Here is a 23,819-nt window from a genome sequence, read left to right on the forward strand (position 1 = left end):
CGTTATTCTAAATAGTATACTGAATTCCCTGTCCATTTCCTACAGATAAATAAAAAAAGCCGAAGCAATGTTCGACTTTTTCCCATATTATTATTCTCTGTCGGGGAATACTCTTCTTAGCATATCAGCCATCTCTTCGCCAAGTCCTTCTATCGGTTTTCCGTTCTCTGCTTTATCTGCATAATCTCTCATACTATCTGTGAAATCAGGGTTTGTTGAAATATATACATTATTTAAATTCCCGTTTACACTCTTCACTTGATCCGAGATTTTCTTCTCCAAGTCTTTTGAGACATTATCATTCATATTATCTTCAAGTTTTACCGCTACATAAGCATTTTGATTTGTTGTTAATACATAAGCACTTTCAACCTCATTTAGACTAGCCACTTTATTTGCTTCTTTATCGGCAAGAGAATAATTTTCTCTCATCATGCCGTCATTTACGTACTCACGATTATTCACATAATCACGATTTGCCTGGTTATTTTTATAGTTCACTTTTTCCAAATTCCTATTATTCATTTCTTGTCCTTCTTCGTTCATGTTATTCCCCATACCACATCCCGCTGATATGCTCATGAACATTATTCCCAAAAGGGAAATCAATAAATATTTTTTCATTTTGACTACCTCCTAAATATTATTCAAACTTACTATCCCCACAGTTCATTAAAACTATTCAACGACTGATATAGTGTTTAATTCATCACACAATAAGGGAAAACTTGATATGAAGAATGTTTATGGGGGTGAAAAAATGTTCCAGGCTGCTTTTTGGGGAGGAATTACAAGTTTATCCCTACTAATCGGTGCTGTTATGGGGATTTATTTGCACATATCAAAACGAATTGTCGCTTATATCATGGCATTGGGAACGGGGTTGATCATAGGTTCTGCAACCTTTGATTTACTAAGTGAGGCAGAAGGGAAAGCGAACCTGCTCTATCTCACATCTATGTTCTTACTAGGGGCGCTCATATTCACTCTTTTCGAAATCTTCATTTCAAAAAAAGGTGGAAGTGAAAGAAAGAGGTCAAAGAAGAATCCCCATGGACACTCAGGATTAGCTATATATGTAGGAACCATAATGGATGCAATACCTGAATCCATCATTATTGGAGTCAGCTTTATAGGAGACCAACCAATACAATGGGTGTTTATCATCGCCATTTTCATCAGTAACTTACCTGAATCATTATCAAGCAGTATTGGCTTCAAGCTTGATCAATATAGTACAAGTAAAATTCTTACCCTTTGGGGAAGCGTAGTCGTCCTCTCATCCCTTAGCTCATTGCTCGGGTATACACTCTTACAGGATGCCTCGGAAAGCATATCTTACATAATTGGAGCGTTCGGGGCAGGGGGATTATTAGCTATGGTATCCTCTACGATGCTGCCAGAGGCGTTTGAAGAAGGCGGACCCATTGTCGGATTTTTATCTTCTTTAGGAATCATACTTTCTTATATACTGACAAACCTGTCGTAAACCATTTCCTTTTAATCCCTTTTGGCATCGTAAAAAACGCCCTGAAGCATTCGCTTAAGGACGTTTTTTACGTTTATTCGTCATGATTTATGGTTAAACCCTCAACAAATCGTTTTCCCATCAGCTTAGCTTTTTTCCTGTTTTCTTTACTGTTAAAGATAATATCAAAATCATAATCATCGGGGTATAGCTCTTTCGCCGAAACATAAAGATCCAGACGTTTATGATTAATAATTCTTTTTTCACCCTTAATTTGCACCGTGTAATCTCCTCTATCATCTGGTCCTTCATATACAATCCCGAATTCTCCACTCGTTGAAATCTTAACATTATCACCTATACTAAATAATTGAACTCCATTCTCCCCCTTTGATGAAGATTTACTATGGTTCCTTTTTTTATATTTGTTTACGATAACCTGCTTTTCCATTTCCTTCTTCGCATGATAATCGATTTCTCCCAGGTCATAGCATTTCTTTTCTCTATACGTAATTTCATGGGCTTTTTCAATGATCTCAGGGTGCATTCCCAGCTTTAATGCAATGGCAAATGCTTGACTCTCGCCTCCTTTACCCACTACGAGCTTATACGTAGGTTGTAATGTATCAATATTAAATTCCATACTCCCGTTCACGAAGCCTTCATGCTCTTCTGCGAAATGCTTTATTTCACTGTAATGGGTAGTTGCGAGTATCGTGGCTCCCTTTTCATATAATTGATCCAGAATGGCTGTGGCCAGCCCCATTCCTTCAAGTGGATCCGTACCGGAACCAAGCTCATCTAACAGAACCAAGGTATGATCATTTGTATCCTTTAATATATCGATAATATTTTTTATATGGGAGCTGAATGTGCTTAAATTTTGCTGAAGGCTTTGACCATCCCCTATATCTAAAAGAATATCTTGATAAATACTGATTTCACTGCCCTTTTCTGCCGGAATATGAAGGCCGCATTGGGTCATGAGGGTGAGAAGGCCCACCGTTTTAATGGCGACTGTCTTACCTCCAGTATTAGGACCGGTTATGACTAATGCATGAAAATCCTCACCCATCTGAATGGATAGTGGTACTGCCTGTTTTCCAAGCAGTGGATGAACCGCATTTATTAAATGTATTTGATGATTTTCATTTACTATGGCGCTTACTCCATCAATGGAACGGCTATACTTTGCTTTTGCAAATAGGACATCGTAATGCACCATGGTCTCAATCGCCAGCTTTAATTGTGCTTCATACGTTTGAACCAGCCCTGTTAGCGCCCAGAGGATGTTCTCAACTTCACGGTCTTCCTCAAGTTTATAATATAAAAGCTGATCTTGTTGAATGCTTAATTCCTCAGGCTCAATATAGAGAGTCGATCCTGAAGCAGATGAATCCAATACGGCTCCTTTCATTTTTCCTTTATATTCTTTCTTGATGGGGAGAACATACCTGCCATTTCTCTGACTGACAATCGATTCTTGTAGGTATGATTTATATTTAGCTGACTTTACAATCGCTTGGATTTTATCCTTTAACCGATCCTCTTGAATCCCCATTTGTTTTCTAATCCTTAACAACTCTTTACTGGCGTGATCATCTACTCTTCCATTACGGATGCATCGATTGATTTCTTCTCCAATCTCAGGGATCTCTTCAATTGAATAAACATATGAAGATACCCTTGGAGCCACCCATTTTTTATCCTCCATGAATTTTTTAATTTTTTTACACGCATCTAGAAAATAATAGAGGCTTGTAAATTGATCTGGTTTCAAAGGCACCCCTTTATTCAGGTTTGCTACAATGTTTTCAACGCCATCCAAAGCGTGAATCGGTATACTTGCACTTTTTTCCAGGATACTTACAGCTTCCGTTACTTCACCTAGACGCATTTCAATTTGGCGTTTGTTGATGGATGGCATTATATTCATTAATTCCTTTTTCCCCTCTTCTGTAAGGGCATACCGTGTCAATTCTTCCTTCACTTTGTTAAATTCTAATGTTTGAAAAGTCTTTTTGTTCAATGTTTTCTCCTCCATATAAAAAAATAGACCACAACGAACAATGTCCATTGTGGTCTTACTCACTTGTATACTGACTTACCAATAATAATCGCATGTGTCTACGTATCTACGTAAAACGTGAATCGTTCATAACTTGAAGTTAGAAACGACAACACAGATTTCCCGATTCATGTACACAAAAAGAGCTGTGCACAAAGACACAGCTCTCCTATTAAAGGGTTGAGTATGCTATGACCATTGTTCTTAACTACACTTTGAAGGCAAAGCTAAATAAGCTTCTTTAATAACCTGTTTTTAAGGTTATTGCCTGCAAAATGTCCGTATTCATTTCACGGTTAGTTAAGAACGACACCTAACATAAAACATACTCCCTTTGTATACAGTAATTTAATTCATGAATAGTTTACAATGTAGTGGATTCATTGTCAATAGGCTATTTTTTCCATTGAAAACGGATAAAGCAACCGACACAGAATCCCCCAAGCGCGATGGAGGCTGCAAATAATACTATTCCTGAGAAAAGGTAGAATCCTGTGCTCCATCCAGCCAGAGCACTCATGATTGCTCCTCCTAAGAAATCACGGCAATCATGTTGTTAAACCTCTGCTGATTCCGGTTTTTATTATGATTGCTAGTTTGCCTTTATTATTTAGCAAGTTCTGCCAGTAGTGTAGTAATTCGATCATTTCTTGTATTCATAGCGATTCTTTAATTCCTCAGGAGCCATCTTAACGATAAGCTGAAGCACAAACGTAAATACAGCAATATCATCTACAATTCCAAATAAAACAAAAACATCGGGAATCAAATCAAAAGGCAGCCAGAAATAAACGGCTACAATTCCTAACGACAATACCTTCTTAAAAACCGAAACCTCTTTCGATCGAAAGAAGTCAACCAAAAACGGAACCGATTTCCGAATATTAAAAAGAAACCTTACCCGCTTCATAAACCTCATCATTCGTCTCTCATCACCAATCTTTTTTTATAACGTTAGCATAGCAAACTAAATTAGGAAAGAATTTATCGTATCTATCAGCATCTGCAAGATTTTCGGCTCATTTCCTTCAAGCGGTAGAGAACCCACATCCCCCCACCCTTTCATTCGAAATCCTTTATCCGCTTATGTAAATAGCCGGTAAATTTCTCCCTGTTCCGGCTAACACTCTATCTTTTTAGCATACTCGCGTGTTATAATCTTTTAGATTGAGTATTAGGAGGTATATCATACATGATTCAAGTATCAGATGTAAGCTTACGTTTTGGTGATAGAAAGCTATTCGAAGACGTGAATATAAAGTTTAATCCAGGGAATTGCTACGGACTTATCGGAGCAAACGGTGCTGGTAAATCAACATTTTTAAAGATTCTTTCAGGAGAAATCGAAGCGCAGACCGGCCACGTATCTATGGGTTCAGGAGAGCGACTTGCTGTATTAAAGCAGGATCACTTCGAATATGAAGAATATGAAGTGCTGAAAGTTGTCATTATGGGGCATACCCGTTTATATGAAGTCATGCAGGAAAAGGATGCCATCTACATGAAAGAAGATTTCTCTGATGAAGACGGCATGAGAGCTGCAGAACTAGAAGGTGAATTCGCCGAGCTTAACGGTTGGGAAGCTGAATCAGAAGCTGCGATCCTACTAAAAGGCTTAGGAATCAACGAAGATCTTCACTCGAAACAAATGTCCGAACTAACGGGTGGAGAAAAAGTAAAAGTATTATTAGCACAAGCACTATTCGGCAAGCCGGATGTTCTTTTACTGGATGAGCCTACCAACCACTTGGACATTCGAGCTATTCAGTGGTTAGAAGACTTTTTAATTAACTTTGAGAACACAGTCATCGTCGTATCACATGATCGTCACTTCTTAAACAAAGTATGTACACATATTGCTGATCTTGACTTTGGAAAGATCCAAGTTTATGTCGGGAACTATGATTTCTGGTATGAGTCCAGTCAATTAGCACTTAAAATGGCTCAAGATCAGAATAAGAAGAAGGAAGAAAAAATCAAAGAGCTTCAGGCATTCGTTGCCCGATTTAGTGCAAATGCATCTAAATCAAAACAAGCTACTTCACGAAAAAAATCGTTGGAAAAAATTTCATTGGACGATATCAAGCCAAGCTCACGTCGTTATCCTTATGTACAATTCAAGCCTGAGCGTGAAATTGGAAACGATGTTCTACGTGTAGAAGGTCTTACAAAAACGATTGATGGAGTAAAGGTTTTAAACAACGTTTCCTTTATCCTGAATAAAGAAGACAAAATCGCTCTTGTCGGAGCAAACGAAATTGCCAAAACGACTCTTTTCAAAATCCTTGCAGGTGAAATGGAGCCGGATAGCGGCACATTCAAGTGGGGAGTGACCACATCTCAAGCTTACTTCCCGAATGAAAACTCCAAGTACTTTGAAGGAAATGAACCTTCACTTGTAGACTGGTTACGTCAATACTCACCGGAAGATGAGAGTGAAACATTCCTTCGCGGATTCTTGGGTCGCATGCTTTTCTCAGGGGAAGAAGTGTTAAAGAAACCAAGTGTACTTTCAGGGGGAGAAAAAGTTCGCTGTATGTTATCCAAGATGATGTTAAGTGGATCAAATGTTCTGTTATTAGATGAACCAACAAACCATTTAGATTTGGAGTCTATTACTGCATTGAATAATGGATTGATTAACTTTAAAGGTGCAATGATCTTCGCTTCTCATGACCATCAGTTCATCCAAACCATCGCAAATCGCATTATTGAAATCACCGAAGATGGTGTCATTGATAAAGAAACGACTTATGATGAATTTCTTGAGATGAAAGCTTCTATGAAAGCTTAATGTGAACCAGAAAAAGCAGGCAGCCGGATGGCACCTGCTTTTTTTCATTCCTCGCTACAAACGGTCAATCATATTGACCATGTTTAACCAAGTAGCCTTTTATCTGAAAATAGCCTATTTTTTTCGGTAATTCTTCTTTAATGGGCTTTAAGAGGTCCGTCCCTACTTTCTGGACTGCGTCTTCGATAAGTGTTTCTTCTTCTTCTGTAAAGAGGATGGTCCAGTCATTTGTGATGCCTTCCTGATAGGCACGGATAATGTGATTTTCAATCGTTGCTGTACTCATACCCCGTTCTTTCGCAATTTTTTTTATATCCAAGTTATCTTTGAATAACTCATAGCTGATTAAATGGGACGCTGTGTCAGAGTGACTTGTCTTCCGTGATTGCGAAGGCTTGACGACCTCAACTTGATGTTCAGGATTCTCACGTAAAAAAACGGAAATTTCGTTTATGAATATTTCACCATACCGATTCAGCTTGTTTTCACCGACTCCGCTAACCTGCAGGAATTCCTCTGATGTTTTCGGCATCTTAACACACATGTCCTGAAGCGACTTATCGGAGAAAATAACGAAAGGTGGAACTCCTTCTGAATCTGCAATCGATTTACGGAGTGTTCGCAAGGTCTGGAACAAGCCATCTTCTTTAGGGATGATCGCCGAAACAGTAGGCTGGACCTTCCTCGTTACGCTTCTTTCCCCCATTAACACCTCTTTGCCTTTTGATGAAACTTTCAGGATAGGAAAGCTCCCCCCCTCGACTTGTATCACCCCCTCTGAAATCAAGTAATCGATGAATAGACCGACATCCTTCTGAGATTGCTCCTTCATTAATCCATATGTGGAAAGCCGATCGAATCCCCATTCCAGGATCTTTTTGTTCTTTGACCCCGTTAGTACACCGCTGATGAGTGAGGTTCCAAATCTTTCATTCATTCGCATCATACAGGATAATACCATTTGTGCCTCTCTCGTTACATCCTCAGATTCCCTATCATCCAAGCAATTGCTGCAATGACCGCATGCTTCCTCTACATGTTCACCAAAATACGCCAAAATGTAGTTCTGCAGGCATGCTTCTGTATGGACAAAGTCGACCATTTCGCGTAATTTCTGCATCTCATTATCATGTAATTCCTGATTAACGATATTCTGGTCAATGATATACCGCTGTGTCTGGATATCCTGAGGTGAAAATAATAAGACACATTCGCTGTCCACTCCATCACGACCCGCCCTGCCAGCCTCTTGATAGTATCCCTCCATATTCTTCGGAATTTGATAATGAATCACAAAGCGTACATTTGATTTATTTATCCCCATCCCAAATGCATTGGTCGCAATCATGATTGTAATGGAATCATTCAGGAAGGCTTCCTGCTGTTCCTGCCTTACTGTGTCAGACAGCCCGCCATGATATTTCCCGACGGATAATCCCTTTTTCTCAAGATACATATAAAGGTTTTCAACTTCCTTCCGTGTAGCACAGTAAATGATACCGGAATGCTGATGATTCTTTTGTACATACCTTTCTACCCAACGCTTACGATCTTCACCTTTTACAACCTGGAAGAACAAATTCGTCCGTTGAAAACCAGTTAATACTTTATATTGATCTGGAATGTGTAAATGATGAAGGATATCAGCTTGTACTTGTGGAGTTGCAGTTGCGGTCAATGCAAGAATGGTGGGCTTTGATTGTAGTTGATTAACAGCGTTATAAATCCCTAAATAGCTTGGCCTGAAATCATGACCCCATTGGGATAAACAATGCGCTTCGTCAACAGCTACTAGGGGGATGGGTAAAGAATTGAGGAATCGAATAAACCCAAATGATTCCAATCTCTCAGGAGCAATATAAACGAGTTTGTATTCACCTAAGGAAATATCTTCCATCCTGGTCTCTACTTCACTATTCGATAGCGTACTATTAATGTAGGTTGCTGGAATCCCTTGATGAAGTAACGAATCCACCTGGTCTTTCATTAAAGATATGAGTGGAGAAATAACAAGTGTAACTCCATCAAGCATTAGAGCAGGAATTTGGTAACAGAGCGATTTCCCTCCTCCTGTCGGCATGATCCCTACTGTGTTTTTCCCATCAAGTATGTATTCAATAATACTCGCTTGTCCATCTCTGAATTCGTCGTATCCAAAGTACTGCTTTAATACTTGTTTTGCTTCTTCAATCACATTTTCCCCTCCCAATAAATCTAACTATTCCTTTATTGTATTCCAGAACGGGGAACGTGCCAATAGGTGGATCCCTTTTTTTCAAACAAAAGGCTGTACATTCGTATTCATACACGTAATGTACAACCTTATCATTACATTAAAACCACTTGACTGTTTTTTCTTCTTTATTTACTTCAACAGGCTTCGACAGCTTCCAAAAGCTATCCCATACAGTATCTTTACTCTCAGTTGAAGAACTTTTAACTTCTTTCTCTTTCTTGTTAGACATGGTGCTACCTCCTTTAATACATAAATACATTACATCCTATTCAAATGTAAAAAAAGAGTTTAATAATTTTTTTAAAAACACCTAAGAATATGAGGCTCGTTCGGCATCGACACGAAAAAAGAACCAATCAGAATTGATTGGTTCTCTACAATCCATTAGGATGATTTCATTGTAGGATGTGGATTGTCTACAACTTGTAATACCTTTGTAGATGTCACCATATCTTCTTTACAAAGCGGACACTTAGGAGTATCTTCACTTTTGAAGTTATCTCTCATCCAGCCTTTACAATCTTCAGCGGAACAAGCCCAAATCTTTGTTTCCTCTGTTTTAATTTCTTCCTCAACTTGATTTCTACGACCAAAAGCCATTGAACGTCCTCCTTTAAGGTAAGTAGGATTTCCTTGCTATGCTTTCTAACAGGAAAATAATGATTGTGGTAATTTATGCTGCAGATAGTATGTGGTCAGTTATGTGTAGCTAGTGTAATCGAACAATTTCTGCGATTGTTTCCATTATACCATACTTGACTCCAATTTAATATATGAACTCCTAAGTAAAGGTAACAAACGCACCATATGTAATGAAGGATGAAAAAAAGATCCTTCATCATTTTTTCTTTCTGTTTCTGGAAGAAGGAGCCTTTACTCCACCTGATAATTCCTGGTCGGTCGTACCTTGTCCTTCCACTTGAGAAGAACCCAGCACAGCTTTTGATGGATCTTTTTTCTTGTTGCTCATCTGCATCACCTCCACTCCTACCTTGCCCAAAACCTATACAGAATATGTATGATCTAACCACCTTTCTCTTTAATGAAAAAATGCAACCTTGTGTTTAAGAAAAGGAATCATGGGAAGTCTAATCTATAAATTAAGGTTTAGGGTGTTGAATTCTATGTTTAGACGTAGAGAAGTGAAGAAAGATATTGAAAACGGGTCCCCCCATAGCTTTGATATAGATACATTTCATAAAGAAATACTTTCATTGGTAAGTAATAGTGAAGATTTGGTATTCAGAATCATTACAATAGGCGAACAAAAGCTTGCAGTAGTATATTTTGATGACTTAATCAATATTACATCGATGCAGGACAGCATCATCAGGCCTCTTGAGGAATCCGCAGGTGAGCTGAATTATCAAATCATCCAGGATAAGATTAATATTGGGAAACTTACACAAACGAATCAGATTAATGACGTTGTAGATAACATCCTCAATGGAACGGCTTATATTTTCAAGCAGGGTGATACCCATGGGATATTAGCGGAAGTTTCTGATAAAGGCACAAGGGGTTTGGAGAAAGCTGAAACAGAATCCCTTGTGTTTGGGCCTAAAATTTCATTCACAGAATCCATCACGAAAAATTTAAACCTAATACGGTCTAATTTAACCGATCCTAAACTATGCGTTGAAACGTTTGTGATTGGATCAAGAGCGAAGAAAAAAGTTCAATTGGTTTACATAAAAGACATTGCTGAAGAAGAGAATGTTAATACGTTTAGGCAGCGCATAACGGAGATTGAAGTTGATAGTATAGTTGATTCCACAGTACTCGCTCAGATGATCGAAGATAATTCATTTACATTCTTCCCGCAATTTATTACGACTGAACTGCCTGACCGATGTACCATCTCACTCCTGCATGGAAAGATCTGTTTACTTGTCGATCGCAGTCCTACAGCGATCATCGGACCATCTACGTTTATGAATTTCTTTGAATCGACAGAAGACATTTATATGAGATGGAATATGGGGACATTCCTGAGACTAATCCGTTTCGTCGCAATCTTTTTCTCCATCCTTTTGACACCTGCTTATGTGGCGGTCTTGACCTTTCATTATGAGGTCATTCCCTCTGCTCTCCTTGTCTCTCTGGGACAATCAAGATCTAACGTACCATTCCCTCCCGTGTTCGAGGCGATTCTTTTGGAGTTCATCATCGAGCTCCTAAGAGAGGCGGGAGCAAGATTACCAACAAAGGTTGGGCAAACGATGGGGATCGTAGGTGGTATCGTCATCGGGCAAGCGTCGGTTCAAGCCGGGTTCACTAGCAACATATTAATTATTATAATCGCGATATCTGCCTTAGGCTCCTTCACTGCTCCAAGCTATGCAATCGGAACAGCCGTGAGAATCATCCGTTTCCCCATCATCATCATGGCCGGGTTATACGGGGGTGTGGGAATCATGTTTTGCCTATGTTTCATTCTCATTCATTTACTGAAAGTAACAACATTGGGCAGACCTTATCTATCACCAATCTACCCATTTAGGTTTGCAGACTTCAAGTACAGTCTATTCCGCTTACCCTATCAATATTTAGTCCAACGTCCAATTTCCAATCATCCCATAGATCAGGGACGAATCCCAGAGAAGAAAGCAAAAGAGAAGAAAGACGTTGATGAGTAAAGGATGAAATGTATGAATGTTAATGTGAATCCAAAGGAAGGGTTAATGTTTAATGCCTTTTTGATAATGTTTATCTTACACACAGCCCAAACCGGCGTCGGGATTGCAGGGCTGCCGAGAATCATTTACATGGAGGCGAACAGGGACGCATGGATTTCAGTCATATTAGCTGGAATTCTTGTATCTATTGTTCTATTTATCATGGTAAAAACGCTTGAAACATACGATAGTACCGATCTGTACGGTATTCACTTGGACATTTATGGGAAATGGTTTAGCAAAGGTTTTAACGTCCTTTATATTGGCTATTATCTCAGTGTCACCTACGTGATCTTAATGAATTATATTGAGATGGTCCAGGCGTGGATTTTCCCTAAAATGCCCACATGGCTCTTGATGGGGTTATTGATTTTTTTAATGGTTTATTGTGTGTTGGGGGGAGTCCGGGTTGTGGTTGGTATTGCTTTTTTAGGACTCATCCTTGCCTTCTGGTTAGTATTTATGATCTATACCCCACTCAAATATATGGACTTCAATCACCTACAACCTGTCTTAACATCTTCCCCGAAGGAGATTATGATGGGGATTTACAAATCAAGCTTTACTCTCATTGGCTTTGAATTAATGTTATTTGTGTACCCTTACATCAAGGATAAGAAAAAAGCACTTAAATTTGGGCTGATCGGTGTAGGATATTCATGCTTTCTCTTTACGGTTGTGACCGTTGTCAGTATCGGTTTTTTCTCAGAAGATGCCCTTTTAAAGACCATCTGGCCCGTCCTGTCCATGTTCAAGATATTGAGGATTCCAAACTTGGAGCGATTTGAATTCATTGCCGTTTCTTTTTGGATGCTGGTCATTCTTCCAAATATCTGTCTCTATTTCTGGGCAGCTTCAAGAGGAATGAAAAGAGTGTTTAATGTTTCTCAAAAAAAATCCATTTACCTCTTCGCCATCCTGCTTTGGATATTATCCCTATGTGTGCAGGATCGTATCACGATGAATACCATTACAGACAAAGTTGGGACGTCCAGTTTTGTTCTTTCGTTCGTGTACCCCTGCTTCCTATTCATACTGGTTAAATTGAAACACATCTCTAAGAAGGATAAGGGTGTGGATGTATGATTAGGACCATCATGCTCCTTCTGCTTTGTCTTTGTACATGTTTCTTAAGCAGCTGTGTGGAGACAAAATATTTAGAAAAGCTCGGTTTGATTACAGCGGTTGGATATGATCAGGCTGAAGACGAGAAAATAACCGGTACAATAGTGCTCTATCAGTTTAACCCAGCCATGGAGGATGTGGAAAAGATACTTATAAGTAAATCAAAGACCAGTAAAGGCATTCGTCTGTCACAGAATTTAGAAACCGACCATAGGCTTGTTTCCGGTCAGTTAAGGATTACTGTTTACGGAAGGGAGCTTGCAGAAAAAGGTATTTCTCACTTGGTTGATACACTGGAGCGGGACTCTTCCATTGGGAATATGGTGTACTTAACAATTGCTGATACGACTGCCGAACAAATCCTGAATTATCAAATGACGGAAAGAACATCGAATATGGGGACTTACTTATATAATTTGGTCAAGCAAAATGTTGAATCAGAGCTGCTTGTTTCTCCAACACTACAAGAATTCATCACCGATTACGGCAGTGTCGGCAAAGACCCACTACTGCCATTGCTAAAGGCATCAGACGGGAAGGTTGGAGTGGCTGGGTTCGCATTGTTTACAAGGGATAAATTCATTAAAGAGATAAAAAAAGACAAGATTTTTTATATTCGATCTCTTATGGAAGATTACAATGCCGGCAGCGTCGAAGTGGAACTACCATTAGAAAAGGTCAAACCTTACTTATCAAATCCTCATCTTGGTCAAGAAAACGATAAGGTTTATATTATGATCGATAGTATCAAATCATCTCATATGATAAAAACAGAGAAAAAATCAACACCATCCTTTAATGTGAAATTGAAAATCGAATCACGTATACTTGAAATGTCTGAAGAAATGAAGTTGTCAGATCCAAAAGCGTTAAGCTTACTCGAAGATGAGATCAGCGATTATATCGAAAAGAACATTAAAGAAATGATTTTGATGCTTCAAGACGAGGGCACGGATCCAATTGGATTTGGCATGGAATATAAGAGTATAAGGGGAAACGAAGATTTATCGAGGGAAAAATGGGATAAACTGTACAAAGATGCTTCTTTTCATGTGAAAGTAGAGAATAAGATCATTCGGACAGGAGTGATTGATTAAATCTAAGGGTCCATCCAGTAAAGATGGACCTATTTTTATTTTTGTTGAATTCGATCTGTGATTTCATTGATGACGGACTCATCCTTGATTTCCATCGGTCGGTCATTTTCAAAAATGATCAATCCGTAATAGACCTGCAGATCATCGTCACACGCTTCGCAAAAAAACACTTCACCTGGGTCCCAAAACGCAATAGAGTGCAACTTTTTACTTTTTGACTTACTATAGCTTTCACTCAGTCTTCTCATTTCTTCAAGAAACCTTCCGAATGCATCATCCCTGTTATTAAACGTCCACTCTTGAACAATATCCTTTTCCCAGCCTTCAAAAAACCACCAAGGCTCTGCATCACTTTTTGTTGTCATGACTCTCCATGTATTATTCAATGCTTCACCCTCCTTTTTTCCATGTCCAAATTGTACATAAAATACGAACGAAAGAAAAATATTTAAATTATACTACTCTAAATTATTGACAAGTTCCCTCCAGTACAAGCATAGGTTTATTAGAAAAGACCTATGTTGTTCAAAGTTAGAATAAAAGGGAGGAAAAACATTTGAATTTTATTGTTTTGAAGAAAGGTTCTATCATCGCCATATTAGTTACCATTATGATCATTACTGTCGGCACGATATGGGCATTATCTTCTAAAAACTCCTATCCTACCGTTTCATTATCAGATAAATCGGGAGAGAAACAAGTCATTCAGCTTGTCACAGGGGAATTCAAATCAGAAACACCTGCGGGAAAAGAAATAGAAGCCTATCGATGGGATCCGGGTACGATTGTAGTTGAAAAAGATAACCCTGTGGAATTGCGCATTTATGGTGTTAACGGCATGGAACATCCGTTCTATATCGAGGGGACCGATATTAAAGGTACAGTGAAAAAAGGGGAAGAAACCGTTGTAAATGTGTCGTTTTCAAAAGAGGGTACGTATAGACTGATTTGCGAAACACATGAAACCATTGATCGTAACGGTCCTATGATTGCGTATATAGTAGTTGATTAATGATTGAATTGTGGGATCTAACGGGTAACTAGCCACTTGAGGATCTTTATAAATGGGTATGACATCATATTAAAATGCCATGCCCACTGCATACCCTGCCGCTCCAAATACGATTCCAGCGAAATAACTTCCGAAGAAATAAAATAGACCCATCTTTATATTTTCCTGGAGAAGCCTCAATACCTCCCAGTTTAAGGTTGAAAAGGTAGTAAATGCTCCACACACTCCGATCCCGAAAAAAAACATAACAGTCTCCTCAGCACCAACTCCAATCAGAATCCCCAATAGTAATGAGCCAAAACCATTAACCAACAGGGTCGCTTTCGGAAAACGCGAACTACTGAATCGCTTAACGACGTTCGCAACTAAAAACCGTCCGATTGCCCCAACACTCCCCCCTAATGCAATTAACAATATGCTAACTCCCATGACCGATCTCCCTCCCTTTCCTTCCAGAGACAAAGCCCAACCATGCAAAAAGCATCCCACCAAAAGAAGTTATGGTAATATACAAGAAAAGCATGCCCCATTGTTTCTGCAATAAAAAGGTAACCAACTCGATACTAACTGTCGAAAAAGTTGTAAAAGAGCCCAGGAACCCTGTTGCAATAAGTAAATACGACTTTTCATATTTAGAAGACCATCGACTATAGAAATAGGCTAATAAAAAACTTCCTAGGAGATTTGCCGTTAGTGTCGCGAACGGCAACCCATTTTGAATTGTCCAGAGATAACTGATTCCCCACCTGCAAAAACTACCCAACGCTCCACCGATCCCGACTAATAGATATTTCATTCTGTATAACATCCCTATTTAATAAGATTATATTTTTGTGAAACCATTGGTTCACATATTCGTATGTACAATTACCATAGTTTCTTTTTCCATTTAGCAGTATACTTTAACTGGAATAGAGTTTATGCTTTATCAATTAATTTGATCAGTAAATTGAAGGAGTCTTCTCCATTGACATATATCATTATACAAGACTTATTAGATTTTTACTTAAGTCCATTACATTTTAGTATAGTATTTCTATTTATAATAGCTTTGATTTTGAATCACTTCCCTGGCACATTTCATCTTTTCGTACGACCCTATGATAAGAGGATTGAAGGAACTAATATCATTGTAAAGTGCGTTGCAGTTAATGAGATTTTACCTATAGGGTTCAGGTTCATTGAATGCATGAAATTTCAATTCTATCATACCGATAATGATGAAGAATCCTCTTCTGTTTGCTTTTAACCAACAAGCATTTATACAGAGGAGGAATTATACATTGAGAAAAATTTCATTCATCATTCTACTGGCACTATTCACTCTATCAGGGTGTCAAAGTGCAACAACTGAAGGAGCGTTCTTTCACGACTATCTTGTTAACCCATTTTCGTTTCTCATCCATGAAATAGGTACCTTTCTAGATGGAAACTTTGGTCTTGCGATCATTGTCATTACTATTCTTATTCGTCTCGTTCTTTTTCCTTTTATGCTTAAAACGTATAAGAATCAACAGGATATGAAAGGGAAAATGGCGTTAATAAAGCCGGAGATGACGGAAATGCAAAAAAAGATAAAAGAAGCGAAAGACAAAGATGAACAGAAGAAACTGCAGCAAGAAATGATGATGCTTTACCAAAAACATGGGGTGAATCCTCTTAATATGGGATGTTTACCTTTGTTAATTCAAACACCCATATTGATTGGGTTATACTATGCGATTCGGTCATCATCTGAAATCGCAAGCCACTCCTTTCTATGGTTTAATTTGGGACAGCCCGACTATATAATGGCCATTATCGCTGGATTGGTCTATTTAGCCCAAGCTCGGGTATCTTTGATGAATATTCCTGCAGAACAGCAGGTCCAAATGAAAATAATGAGCTTTCTTTCGCCCATTATGATCTTTATTTTTTCATTTAATGCGCCGGCCGCCTTACCCCTATATTGGACAGTAGGAGGGGCATTTCTCATCTTACAAACGCTGATTGGTAAGACTCTTTATCATCATCAACCATCTTTAGAAAAACAAGAAAGTCATTGAAAAAAGGGAGCCCGCAAGCTCCCTTTTTTACATTTAAATTTTATTTTTAGGATTTTTTTTGACAGAACCTATTCGAAAAATGGAAATTCCCATAATGAAAAGCAGGATCATGTAAATAAAAAACGGATAAAAAAGGATTTGTTGTCTTAATTCCTCTCCGAAAAATAATCCTGTGCTTTCACTCGAAGCAACTGCGTTTTTATGTTTTACGGGAGATTTCATCACAGGACTGAGCTTTGTTGTAGTCATTTCTTCCTGATCTTCATTATATAGTGTTAATACTCCATTTCGATCCAGGCTCTCGGTGAACTTTCCATTCATAGGTTGAGTATATTGGAAATCCTGATTAAGCTCAAAAGAAGTATCCTCATATTGAAAGACCGTATCCTTTGGAATGTGGCTTCTAGTGAAACCGTTCAAGCCGTAATCCAGTAGTTTTCTGGTATCTGAATAAGTAGCTCTCTTCGACTGAGCCTTCATGGTAACAATGACCAGAGAAAGATTTTTATTTTCAGCGGAAGTCACAAGCGTATGTTTGGATTCATCTATGAACCCATTCTTCCCTCCGGTCACTTCCGGATAAGGAAGTTCTCCTTTCACCATTTTATGATGATTATAAAGAGTAGTCTTCCATCCCTCAGTCGACCAATCAATTGATTTCAAACTAAAAAGCTCTTGAAATTGTTTGTTCTCTAAAGCATAGCTAGTAATCAATGCCATATCATAAGCCGTTGTATAGTGATTTTTACCGAACAGTCCATGAGGGTTTTCAAAATTAGTTTTCTCTACGCCAATTTCGTTTTTTAGAAAGACGTTTAATTTTTCAACGAATTGCTGAACGGAACCCTCGGTGTGTTCAGCAATGGCAACTGCTGCATCATTACCGGAGTTGACCATCAGCCCTTGAAGTAACTGCTCCAAAGAAATCCTTTCTCCGGCTTCCAAATAAACGGTGGAGCCTTCTGTATTACTTGCTTTCTCACTAATTACCACCTTGTCATCCAGGTTGGCATGCTCGATCGCATAAATAGCTGTAGCAATTTTTGTAATGCTTGCAGGGTTCATCCGTTTAGTCGAATTTTTTGAATACAATATACTCTTTGTTTTAGAATCTATAATGATAGCCGAATCACTTATAATATTTTTAGGTTTTTTTACATTATTTTCTTGAGCTGTTACGATAGTGGCAGTAAAGCAGAATAAGATCAGAACAATGAACCATTTTTTCATATATCCACACACCTGTCTTGTCAATGTACTATCCCATTCTATCAAAAATGTAATTTCTTTAATCATGAATCTGAGAAATGTTAAGAAATTGAAAGAATGGTGTCAAATCCTGACAACGATTTCAGTCTGTATAATAAATGGTGTCTATATTTCCATTTCACCTTCATTTACAATAAAATAAGAGTATGAATATGAAACCTTTTTGCACATTAAATCGTATTTAACGTAAGCATCTTTAATAAGGGGTAGATGAAATGAATACATTTCTTCAATTTTTAGTAAGAACAGTCATCTCATTCAGCATAGGGACCAGTAGTTTTATCGCATACTTACTCCTGTTTGACTTAGGATTTCCTCTTACATTTTTGTCGAGTCTCGGTACGGGTATTCTCCTTTTCTTCGTCGTAAAGGGACTGCAAAAGAGATGGTGGCTGAAAAAAAATGGACTTTCCTCACAGGAATTTCGATATATCAACAAGAATTTAAAAGAAGCGAAAGAAAAAGTAAAACGCCTTCAAAAACAACAATTGAGAGTAAGGTCACTTGGTGCCTTCAAGCAAATCCTTGAATTGAACAGACTAAGCAGAAGGATTTATCAACTTGTAAGGAAAGAGCCTAAAAGATTTTTTTCTGCAGAGTCATTTTTCTTCTACCATCTGGATTCAGTTGTTGAAATTACTGAAAAATATACGTTTCTTGCTGCCCAACCCGGTAAAAACAAAGAAGCATTCTTATCACTTCAACAAACCCGTACAACACTTGATGACCTGACAGGTTCATTGGAAAAAGATCTGCAAAGAGTATTGGCAAATGATATGGATACACTACAGTTTGAACTGAATTTCGCCAATCAACATTTATCTAATAAAAAAGACTTAAAATAGTTATCGGAGGTTTTATGATGGAGCAACGAAATGAACAATCTGAACTGGACCTGCTGCTTTCCAACCCGTTTGGAGATGAAATGCCTGCTGTAAGTGAACAGGCAAAATCTCCTTTGCTACTCGACCGCTTACCAAAAGAACAGCAGGAAAAGGCAATACAATTGGCCGCGCAGATCGACTATAAGGACTATGAAGCGATTTTAAAATATGGAACTGCCGCTCAGACCCAGCTTTCTACTTTCTCCCACTCCATGCTCGATCATGTACAAAAAAGGGACATCGGTCCAATTGGCGATGTGTTAGGAGATTTAATGAAAAAGCTCGAGCAAATGAATCCGGATGAACTTAACACCAAGCAAAAAGGTGTTTTCAAAAAGCTATTCCGTAAAGTCTCTTCCTCCCTGCAGGAAGTCCTTTCCAAATACCAAAAGATTGGTTCACAAATCGATCGCATTTCAGTCAGACTCGAACATTCAAAAAAGACCCTGCTTGATGATAATCGACTATTGGAAACTTTGTATGAAAAAAATAAAGACTATTTTCAAGCTCTGAATATGTACATTGCAGCAGCTGAAATTAAACGTGAAGAGATTCAACATACACTGCTTCCTTCATTACGAAAGAAGGCGGAAGAAACGGATGACGAGCTAATTTACCAGGAAATCAATGATACGATGCAGTTTCTAGATCGATTGGATAAACGTATTCATGATTTAAAGCTAAGTAGACAAATGACCATTCAGTCTGCCCCTCAAATACGCCTAATTCAAAATACGAACCAGGCACTGGCAGAAAAAATACAGGCATCAGTACTCACAGCCATTCCTCTTTGGAAGAATCAAATTGCCATTGCGCTGACTCTTCTGAATCAGCAAAAGGCTGTAGCCGCTCAGAAACAGGTTTCGCGCACCACCAATGAGCTCCTTCTGAAAAATTCAGAGATGCTTAAAACAAATAGTATTGAAACTGCGAAAGAAAATGAACGTGGAATCATTGATATTGAAACTTTGAAGAAAACTCAAGAAAATCTTATTTCCACCATTGAAGAAACATTGGCCATACAAGCAGAAGGACGCCAGAAACGTCAGCAGGCAGAACAGGAAATGGTCACGATGGAAAACGACTTAAAACAAAAACTCATTGAAATCAGAAAGTAAAGAGGAGCCGATTCGGCCCCTCTTTTGCTATTTTTCTTCATTGTGAACAAGGCTATCTGTTATAGCATCATATTCCTTTTCAGCGATAGAGCTTGTGATGATTTCTTCCTTTTCCAGTTTTGCAACGGCCTCATATTCTGCGTATAATGCGTGTTTTCTCAGTGTCGTAAGCTGGTCTGATTTGATAACTGGATTTCTTTTGAATAAATCATCCAATTGAGCTTTTAACATATCAATTCTTTTTGTATACGTATCGATAAGCTCATTTGATACAGGGTCTGTAATATAGAGCTTTTGTTTTACCCGATGGATTTCACTAATGGCTCTTTCATATCTGTGGAGTTGACTGAGCAATTTTTCAAATTCTGCATGTCCTTCCTCCTTTGGTTTAATCCCTAATAAATTGATCAGTGGTTTGATCGTTAATCCTTGAATGACAAGGCTGAATAATACCACACTAAATCCAAGAATCAGGACGTCTTCTCTACCTGGAAAGTCTCTTGGCAAGCTAAGTACCAAGGCAATGGATAACGACCCTTTCAAACCTCCCCAATTCAAAATATGCTTCCATTTATGAGGAAAGTTCCCAATGAGAGATAAACTTGTATAGACGGCAATACTTCGTGCCAAGAGTACCAAGACAATGGCTGCGAAAATATACGGCCATTTTTCAACTAGGTCAATCCTTGTTATTTCAAGGCCGACCATTAAGAAAACGAGGGAATTGGCCAGTAATGCAGCTACGTCCCAAAAGCTATTAATGTTCAATTTTGTCGTAGGACTCATACCAATTTTCCCGCCATAGTTTCCGAATATAAGAGCCGCAATGACGACTGCGATTACACCTGAAGCATGGACACTCTCGGCTAGAAGGAATGAACCATAGAACAAAATCACGCTAAAAATAATTTCCAACGGATAGTCATCGAAGTACTTCGTTAAAACGGAAAATGCATAACCGAGGGAACTTCCAATAATGACTCCAAGGGATACTACCCGGATGAACTCCCAAATCCCACTTCCAAGTCCGGCCCAGCCTGCATCGATATAGGATAGTAAATAGTAAGCGGAAATATTGAACAATACCACGGCTAAACCGTCATTAAATAAGCTTTCTCCTTCAATGACAACAGCCAATCTCTTCTTTACGCCTACACTTTTAAATATGGATAATACACTTACAGGGTCAGTCGCACTCATCAATGCCCCAAAAACAAATGCTGCTGGAATGGGAAAGTCAAAGAAGTAATACGATGAAAATCCTATTATCAAGAAAGAAATGAATGTTCCACCAAAAGCCAAGGCTATAATCGGCTCCTTGTTAGCACGCAAATGGGTAAAAGGAAGCTTCAAAGCTGCTTCTCCCAAAAGCGCTGGTAAAAATAATGTGATAATGACAAAATTAAATACTTCCCCTTCTGTTATAAAATCCTTGAGAGGCTCAAGGACTGGTATATTGAATAACCCGATAAGGGCACCTACAATGACAAGGGCAATTGGATATGGCTGTTTGAATTTCTTGGCAATCGCCGTTATGCCTGCTGCGATCATCACTAAAATAAGTCCCAGTTCAAAAATATGGTGCATATCTAACTCATGCATAATCACCGTGACCTCCCTTTCTTAATAAATTTTTCCTCATCTTATTATTTATTAACCTTCCCTTCGTCATGGATACGACTCGCATTTATATGATTGATTTTTCACCATACAAAAAAGAATGACCTCCTACGATAAATTGAGAATAGTCATTCTTTTATTATACATTTTTTTCCTCTTGTTTTGAACTTAACGAATTCTCCACTTACAGATTTTTACCAAACCATGGAGAGAAATATTGTTTCTTAATGGTTCTCTCTTGCCTCCACCCTTTTAGATTCAAGATGTGATTAATTCTGTGATATTCATGAATCGCGGCATTCATATCAGAAATATTGTTCATCCTATCCATCCCCTTTAATTTTATTACTTTCAGTATATTGCAGGTAAAGGGGATCCGAATGAGATGGATGATTGATTTTGTTTCAGCCTAAGGACTGATATGAATTCCTCCCCCTAAAAAAGACGACTACATGTTTCCCATGTAATCGTCTTGGTTCTTCATCTATATGCTTTTGTACAGAAGCTTCCGTAATAAAGGGAACAAAACCTCAGGGAGTTCTTCTACATCTGAAACAAGAATGCTGTAATTCCCATATATATTCTGAATGGTTTTTCTTTGCCCCTCATCTATTTCGCCGTTCGCTAAAAAGACGTTGATGACTTCTATCCCTTGTTTTCTTGCGTCTAATACAGCCTCATGAGTATCAACAATCCCGTTTTGCTCATAATCCATGGCTGCTGGCTCACCATCTGAAAAGACAAGAAGAAATTTCTGTTTTTCGTTCCGTCTAAGAATCCGTTCTGTCATTAACCGAATGGCAAAGCCGTCCCGATTATCTTCTTCAGGCTGGAGCTGCATGATTTCTGAACCACTGTTAGGTTTTAAGGAAGAATAGAAGTCCAGTACAGGATTCATGTAATTTGGTTGACTGGTCTTTGTCGCCCGGTTCGTATCTTCCCAGAAGCCGACAACCTCATGTGGCACCCGAACGGACTTTAACGATTCATGAAATAACGTAATTCCCAGCTTGGTTTGATCCATTTTATCATACATCGAACCTGAACAGTCTACCAATAATGAGAAAACAGCATCTATTTCAGATGAAGGGTTTTGCTTTTTATAGAAAAGTCTTGGGTTATCGTCTGTGATAAAGCGCAATAACTTTTTGTTCAACCTGCCGAAGTGCAAATCACTTCTAGGCTGGATTCGCTTATGCTCCAATGTTTTCTCGATCATTTTCTGAAGTTTCTTTTGATAAGGAGCAATTAACGCTTTGTTAAGGTTATACAAGTGCTTGTCTTCTGAAGTAGGGATGGTTGGCGAAATAAAGTGAGGTACAGCAAAGCGATTGTCCTTTCCATACTCACCTTCCCCTCCACCAAGTTCAACCCTTTCTTGCTCTTGCGCCCTTACATTTTGGTACTGCTCCTGCTCAGTTTCTTTAGCTGAGCCCTGTACCATAGCCATTGCCTGATCCCCATCATCTCCTTCACGGACACCTTCGCCCATAAGATCGGATTGAGACCCTTGATCTAAGTCAAACTGAAGGAATGACTCCCCTTTGTCACTCGTTTCCCGGTGCCAAGTACGGAATTCTTCATCTAAGACTTCTTCCTCCCCTGTGCTCTCTTCTTCCAACACATCCTGATTTGCAAGGGGATCTTTTCTCTTTAAATCGTCAAATGTTTCTGTAACCATTTCCTCCGTGTTATACACATCTTCAGGTAAATGGAAGTATTCATTTAACATATCTTTTCTAACAATCTCATCTATTACTTCTACCATTTCCAAGCATATTCTTACCACATCTTTTGTGTTTCGGGTTTCAAAGAAGCGGGTGATTTGCCGATGCAAAAAGGGCATTGCTAAATCAATCTCCTCATTTACCCGAACGGGTTCTTCTAATGGAGATTGTGCATGGAGCAGAAGGAATATTGAATTAAATAATGCATCTGTAAAAACACTTTTCGTTATGTTTACTTTAAGTTGTGCTTCGAAGTGCTGGCGATATAATTTTCTTCTCGTTTCAAATGACTTCTTTGTTCCGGGACGCTTGGATTTACAAATTTCCTCTAAGCGAGCTTCTTCACCAATGACAAATAGCTGCTTGGCAAATCGGGGAACAGACGTTGCTTTCACCTTCTCAATATAATTGAGAACATCATCGTTCTTGGTTTCATGAAGATTACCGATCGTCCTTAAATAAATATCACTTTTTAATCCATGTATTTCTTCTTCTTTTTTTCGGTGATCCCAAAAGTGACTGACATAAACCGTTCCTTCTTTATAATCGAGATAAGAAAACGGTCCGTATTTCAAGTTAATATCGGCATTTTTGGAAAGTGTTTTCGTCAAATCAGCCATTTCCATCACTAAAAAAGAGTCTATGGTTTCATCATTAAATTGTATAAATCGATGCATT

23 protein-coding genes and 1 pseudogene are annotated in these 23,819 nt (G+C 38.5%); 9 read left to right on the plus strand and 15 right to left on the minus strand.

All coding sequences use genetic code 11. From position 1 onward, the window contains the following. Positions 1-90: 90 nt before the first annotated feature. Positions 91-624, minus strand: coding sequence for a YhcN/YlaJ family sporulation lipoprotein (locus F0342_RS15075; protein ID WP_149156722.1), 534 nt, complete (start codon positions 622-624; stop codon positions 91-93). Between the two features lie 109 nt (positions 625-733). Here F0342_RS15075 and F0342_RS15080 point away from each other — a divergent pair, with 109 nt between their 5' ends. Then, on the plus strand, positions 734-1,489 hold the full coding sequence (locus tag F0342_RS15080) for a ZIP family metal transporter (protein ID WP_262481756.1): 756 nt from the start codon (positions 734-736) through the stop codon (positions 1,487-1,489). A 73-nt stretch (positions 1,490-1,562) separates the two neighbouring features. Here the strand turns inward: F0342_RS15080 and F0342_RS15085 are convergent, their stop codons facing one another. From F0342_RS15085 to F0342_RS15095, 3 genes and pseudogenes are all read right to left on the minus strand, one after another. Beyond that, positions 1,563-3,497, minus strand: a complete 1,935-nt coding sequence (locus tag F0342_RS15085; RefSeq protein ID WP_149156723.1) for an endonuclease MutS2 — start codon at positions 3,495-3,497, stop codon at positions 1,563-1,565. Between the two features lie 433 nt (positions 3,498-3,930). Next, a pseudogene (locus F0342_RS15090) lies at positions 3,931-4,062 on the minus strand (DUF4395 family protein); the annotation flags it as partial. Positions 4,063-4,179: 117 nt separating this feature from the next. Beyond that, entirely contained in the window at positions 4,180-4,455 is a 276-nt protein-coding gene (locus tag F0342_RS15095; protein ID WP_316252617.1) for a YkvA family protein, read from the minus strand. A gap of 273 nt (positions 4,456-4,728) precedes the next feature. On the opposite strand from F0342_RS15095, the gene F0342_RS15100 reads away from it, so the two are divergent. Continuing rightward, positions 4,729-6,330 (plus strand): ABC-F family ATP-binding cassette domain-containing protein, encoded by a 1,602-nt coding sequence (locus F0342_RS15100; protein ID WP_149156726.1) that lies wholly within the window; start codon positions 4,729-4,731, stop codon positions 6,328-6,330. Between the two features lie 64 nt (positions 6,331-6,394). Here the strand turns inward: F0342_RS15100 and recQ are convergent, their stop codons facing one another. The 4 genes from recQ to F0342_RS15115 form a co-directional block, all read right to left on the minus strand. Continuing rightward, complete coding sequence (gene recQ / locus F0342_RS15105) at positions 6,395-8,524, minus strand: DNA helicase RecQ (RefSeq protein WP_149156727.1); 2,130 nt, start codon at positions 8,522-8,524, stop codon at positions 6,395-6,397. Between the two features lie 139 nt (positions 8,525-8,663). Beyond that, the gene (locus tag F0342_RS25465) at positions 8,664-8,795 is read right to left on the minus strand and encodes a hypothetical protein (RefSeq protein WP_262481757.1); all 132 of its coding nucleotides are present in this window, start codon (positions 8,793-8,795) and stop codon (positions 8,664-8,666) included. 155 nt (positions 8,796-8,950) lie between these two features. After that, on the minus strand, positions 8,951-9,166 hold the full coding sequence (locus F0342_RS15110; protein WP_034758928.1) for a cold-inducible protein YdjO-related protein: 216 nt from the start codon (positions 9,164-9,166) through the stop codon (positions 8,951-8,953). Between the two features lie 238 nt (positions 9,167-9,404). Beyond that, complete coding sequence (locus F0342_RS15115) at positions 9,405-9,536, minus strand: YuzL family protein (protein WP_149156728.1); 132 nt, start codon at positions 9,534-9,536, stop codon at positions 9,405-9,407. 154 nt (positions 9,537-9,690) lie between these two features. On the opposite strand from F0342_RS15115, the gene F0342_RS15120 reads away from it, so the two are divergent. From F0342_RS15120 to F0342_RS15130, 3 genes are read left to right on the plus strand one after another with little or no spacing between them, the layout of a single operon-like run. Further along, positions 9,691-11,205, plus strand: a complete 1,515-nt coding sequence (locus tag F0342_RS15120; protein WP_149156729.1) for a spore germination protein — start codon at positions 9,691-9,693, stop codon at positions 11,203-11,205. 12 nt (positions 11,206-11,217) lie between these two features. Next, positions 11,218-12,330 carry a GerAB/ArcD/ProY family transporter gene (locus F0342_RS15125; protein ID WP_149156730.1) on the plus strand — a complete coding sequence of 371 codons (1,113 nt, stop codon included), beginning with the start codon at positions 11,218-11,220 and terminating at the stop codon, positions 12,328-12,330. Continuing rightward, positions 12,327-13,466: a Ger(x)C family spore germination protein gene (locus tag F0342_RS15130; RefSeq protein ID WP_149156731.1), complete on the plus strand. Its 1,140-nt coding sequence runs from the start codon at positions 12,327-12,329 to the stop codon at positions 13,464-13,466. Before F0342_RS15125 ends, F0342_RS15130 begins: the two co-directional genes overlap by 4 nt. 35 nt (positions 13,467-13,501) lie before the next feature. On the opposite strand, the gene F0342_RS15135 is transcribed toward F0342_RS15130, so the two are convergent. Continuing rightward, positions 13,502-13,852, minus strand: coding sequence for a DUF1033 family protein (locus F0342_RS15135; protein ID WP_149156732.1), 351 nt, complete (start codon positions 13,850-13,852; stop codon positions 13,502-13,504). Positions 13,853-14,022: 170 nt separating this feature from the next. On the opposite strand from F0342_RS15135, the gene F0342_RS15140 reads away from it, so the two are divergent. After that, complete coding sequence (locus F0342_RS15140; protein ID WP_149156733.1) at positions 14,023-14,478, plus strand: cupredoxin domain-containing protein; 456 nt, start codon at positions 14,023-14,025, stop codon at positions 14,476-14,478. A 69-nt stretch (positions 14,479-14,547) separates the two neighbouring features. On the opposite strand, the gene F0342_RS15145 is transcribed toward F0342_RS15140, so the two are convergent. Together F0342_RS15145 and F0342_RS15150 are read right to left on the minus strand one after the other, a co-directional pair. Further along, positions 14,548-14,907: a fluoride efflux transporter FluC gene (locus F0342_RS15145; protein WP_149156734.1), complete on the minus strand. Its 360-nt coding sequence runs from the start codon at positions 14,905-14,907 to the stop codon at positions 14,548-14,550. Next, positions 14,897-15,274 (minus strand): fluoride efflux transporter FluC, encoded by a 378-nt coding sequence (locus F0342_RS15150; protein ID WP_149156735.1) that lies wholly within the window; start codon positions 15,272-15,274, stop codon positions 14,897-14,899. The genes F0342_RS15145 and F0342_RS15150 overlap by 11 nt, the downstream gene beginning before the upstream one ends. Positions 15,275-15,761: 487 nt before the next feature. On the opposite strand from F0342_RS15150, the gene yidC reads away from it, so the two are divergent. Next, positions 15,762-16,523: a membrane protein insertase YidC gene (yidC, locus tag F0342_RS15155; RefSeq protein WP_262481758.1), complete on the plus strand. Its 762-nt coding sequence runs from the start codon at positions 15,762-15,764 to the stop codon at positions 16,521-16,523. Between the two features lie 33 nt (positions 16,524-16,556). Here the strand turns inward: yidC and F0342_RS15160 are convergent, their stop codons facing one another. Beyond that, a complete protein-coding gene (locus F0342_RS15160; RefSeq protein ID WP_149156996.1) occupies positions 16,557-17,753 on the minus strand; it encodes a D-alanyl-D-alanine carboxypeptidase family protein in 1,197 nt (398 codons plus the stop codon). A 254-nt stretch (positions 17,754-18,007) separates the two neighbouring features. On the opposite strand from F0342_RS15160, the gene F0342_RS15165 reads away from it, so the two are divergent. Together F0342_RS15165 and F0342_RS15170 are read left to right on the plus strand one after the other, a co-directional pair. After that, positions 18,008-18,637, plus strand: a complete 630-nt coding sequence (locus F0342_RS15165) for a 5-bromo-4-chloroindolyl phosphate hydrolysis family protein (RefSeq protein ID WP_149156736.1) — start codon at positions 18,008-18,010, stop codon at positions 18,635-18,637. A gap of 17 nt (positions 18,638-18,654) precedes the next feature. After that, positions 18,655-19,794 carry a toxic anion resistance protein gene (locus F0342_RS15170; RefSeq protein ID WP_395940692.1) on the plus strand — a complete coding sequence of 380 codons (1,140 nt, stop codon included), beginning with the start codon at positions 18,655-18,657 and terminating at the stop codon, positions 19,792-19,794. Between the two features lie 27 nt (positions 19,795-19,821). Here the strand turns inward: F0342_RS15170 and F0342_RS15175 are convergent, their stop codons facing one another. The 3 genes from F0342_RS15175 to F0342_RS15180 form a co-directional block, all read right to left on the minus strand. Further along, entirely contained in the window at positions 19,822-21,396 is a 1,575-nt protein-coding gene (locus tag F0342_RS15175) for a cation:proton antiporter (RefSeq protein ID WP_149156738.1), read from the minus strand. Positions 21,397-21,598: 202 nt separating this feature from the next. Further along, the gene (locus F0342_RS24940) at positions 21,599-21,736 is read right to left on the minus strand and encodes a hypothetical protein (protein WP_188048572.1); all 138 of its coding nucleotides are present in this window, start codon (positions 21,734-21,736) and stop codon (positions 21,599-21,601) included. A 162-nt stretch (positions 21,737-21,898) separates the two neighbouring features. Then, the gene (locus F0342_RS15180; RefSeq protein WP_149156739.1) at positions 21,899-23,818 is read right to left on the minus strand and encodes a vWA domain-containing protein; all 1,920 of its coding nucleotides are present in this window, start codon (positions 23,816-23,818) and stop codon (positions 21,899-21,901) included. Position 23,819: the final 1 nt, after the last annotated feature.

Source organism: Bacillus sp. CH30_1T, assembly GCF_008364765.1.
Classification (GTDB): domain Bacteria; phylum Bacillota; class Bacilli; order Bacillales; family Bacillaceae_B; genus Rossellomorea.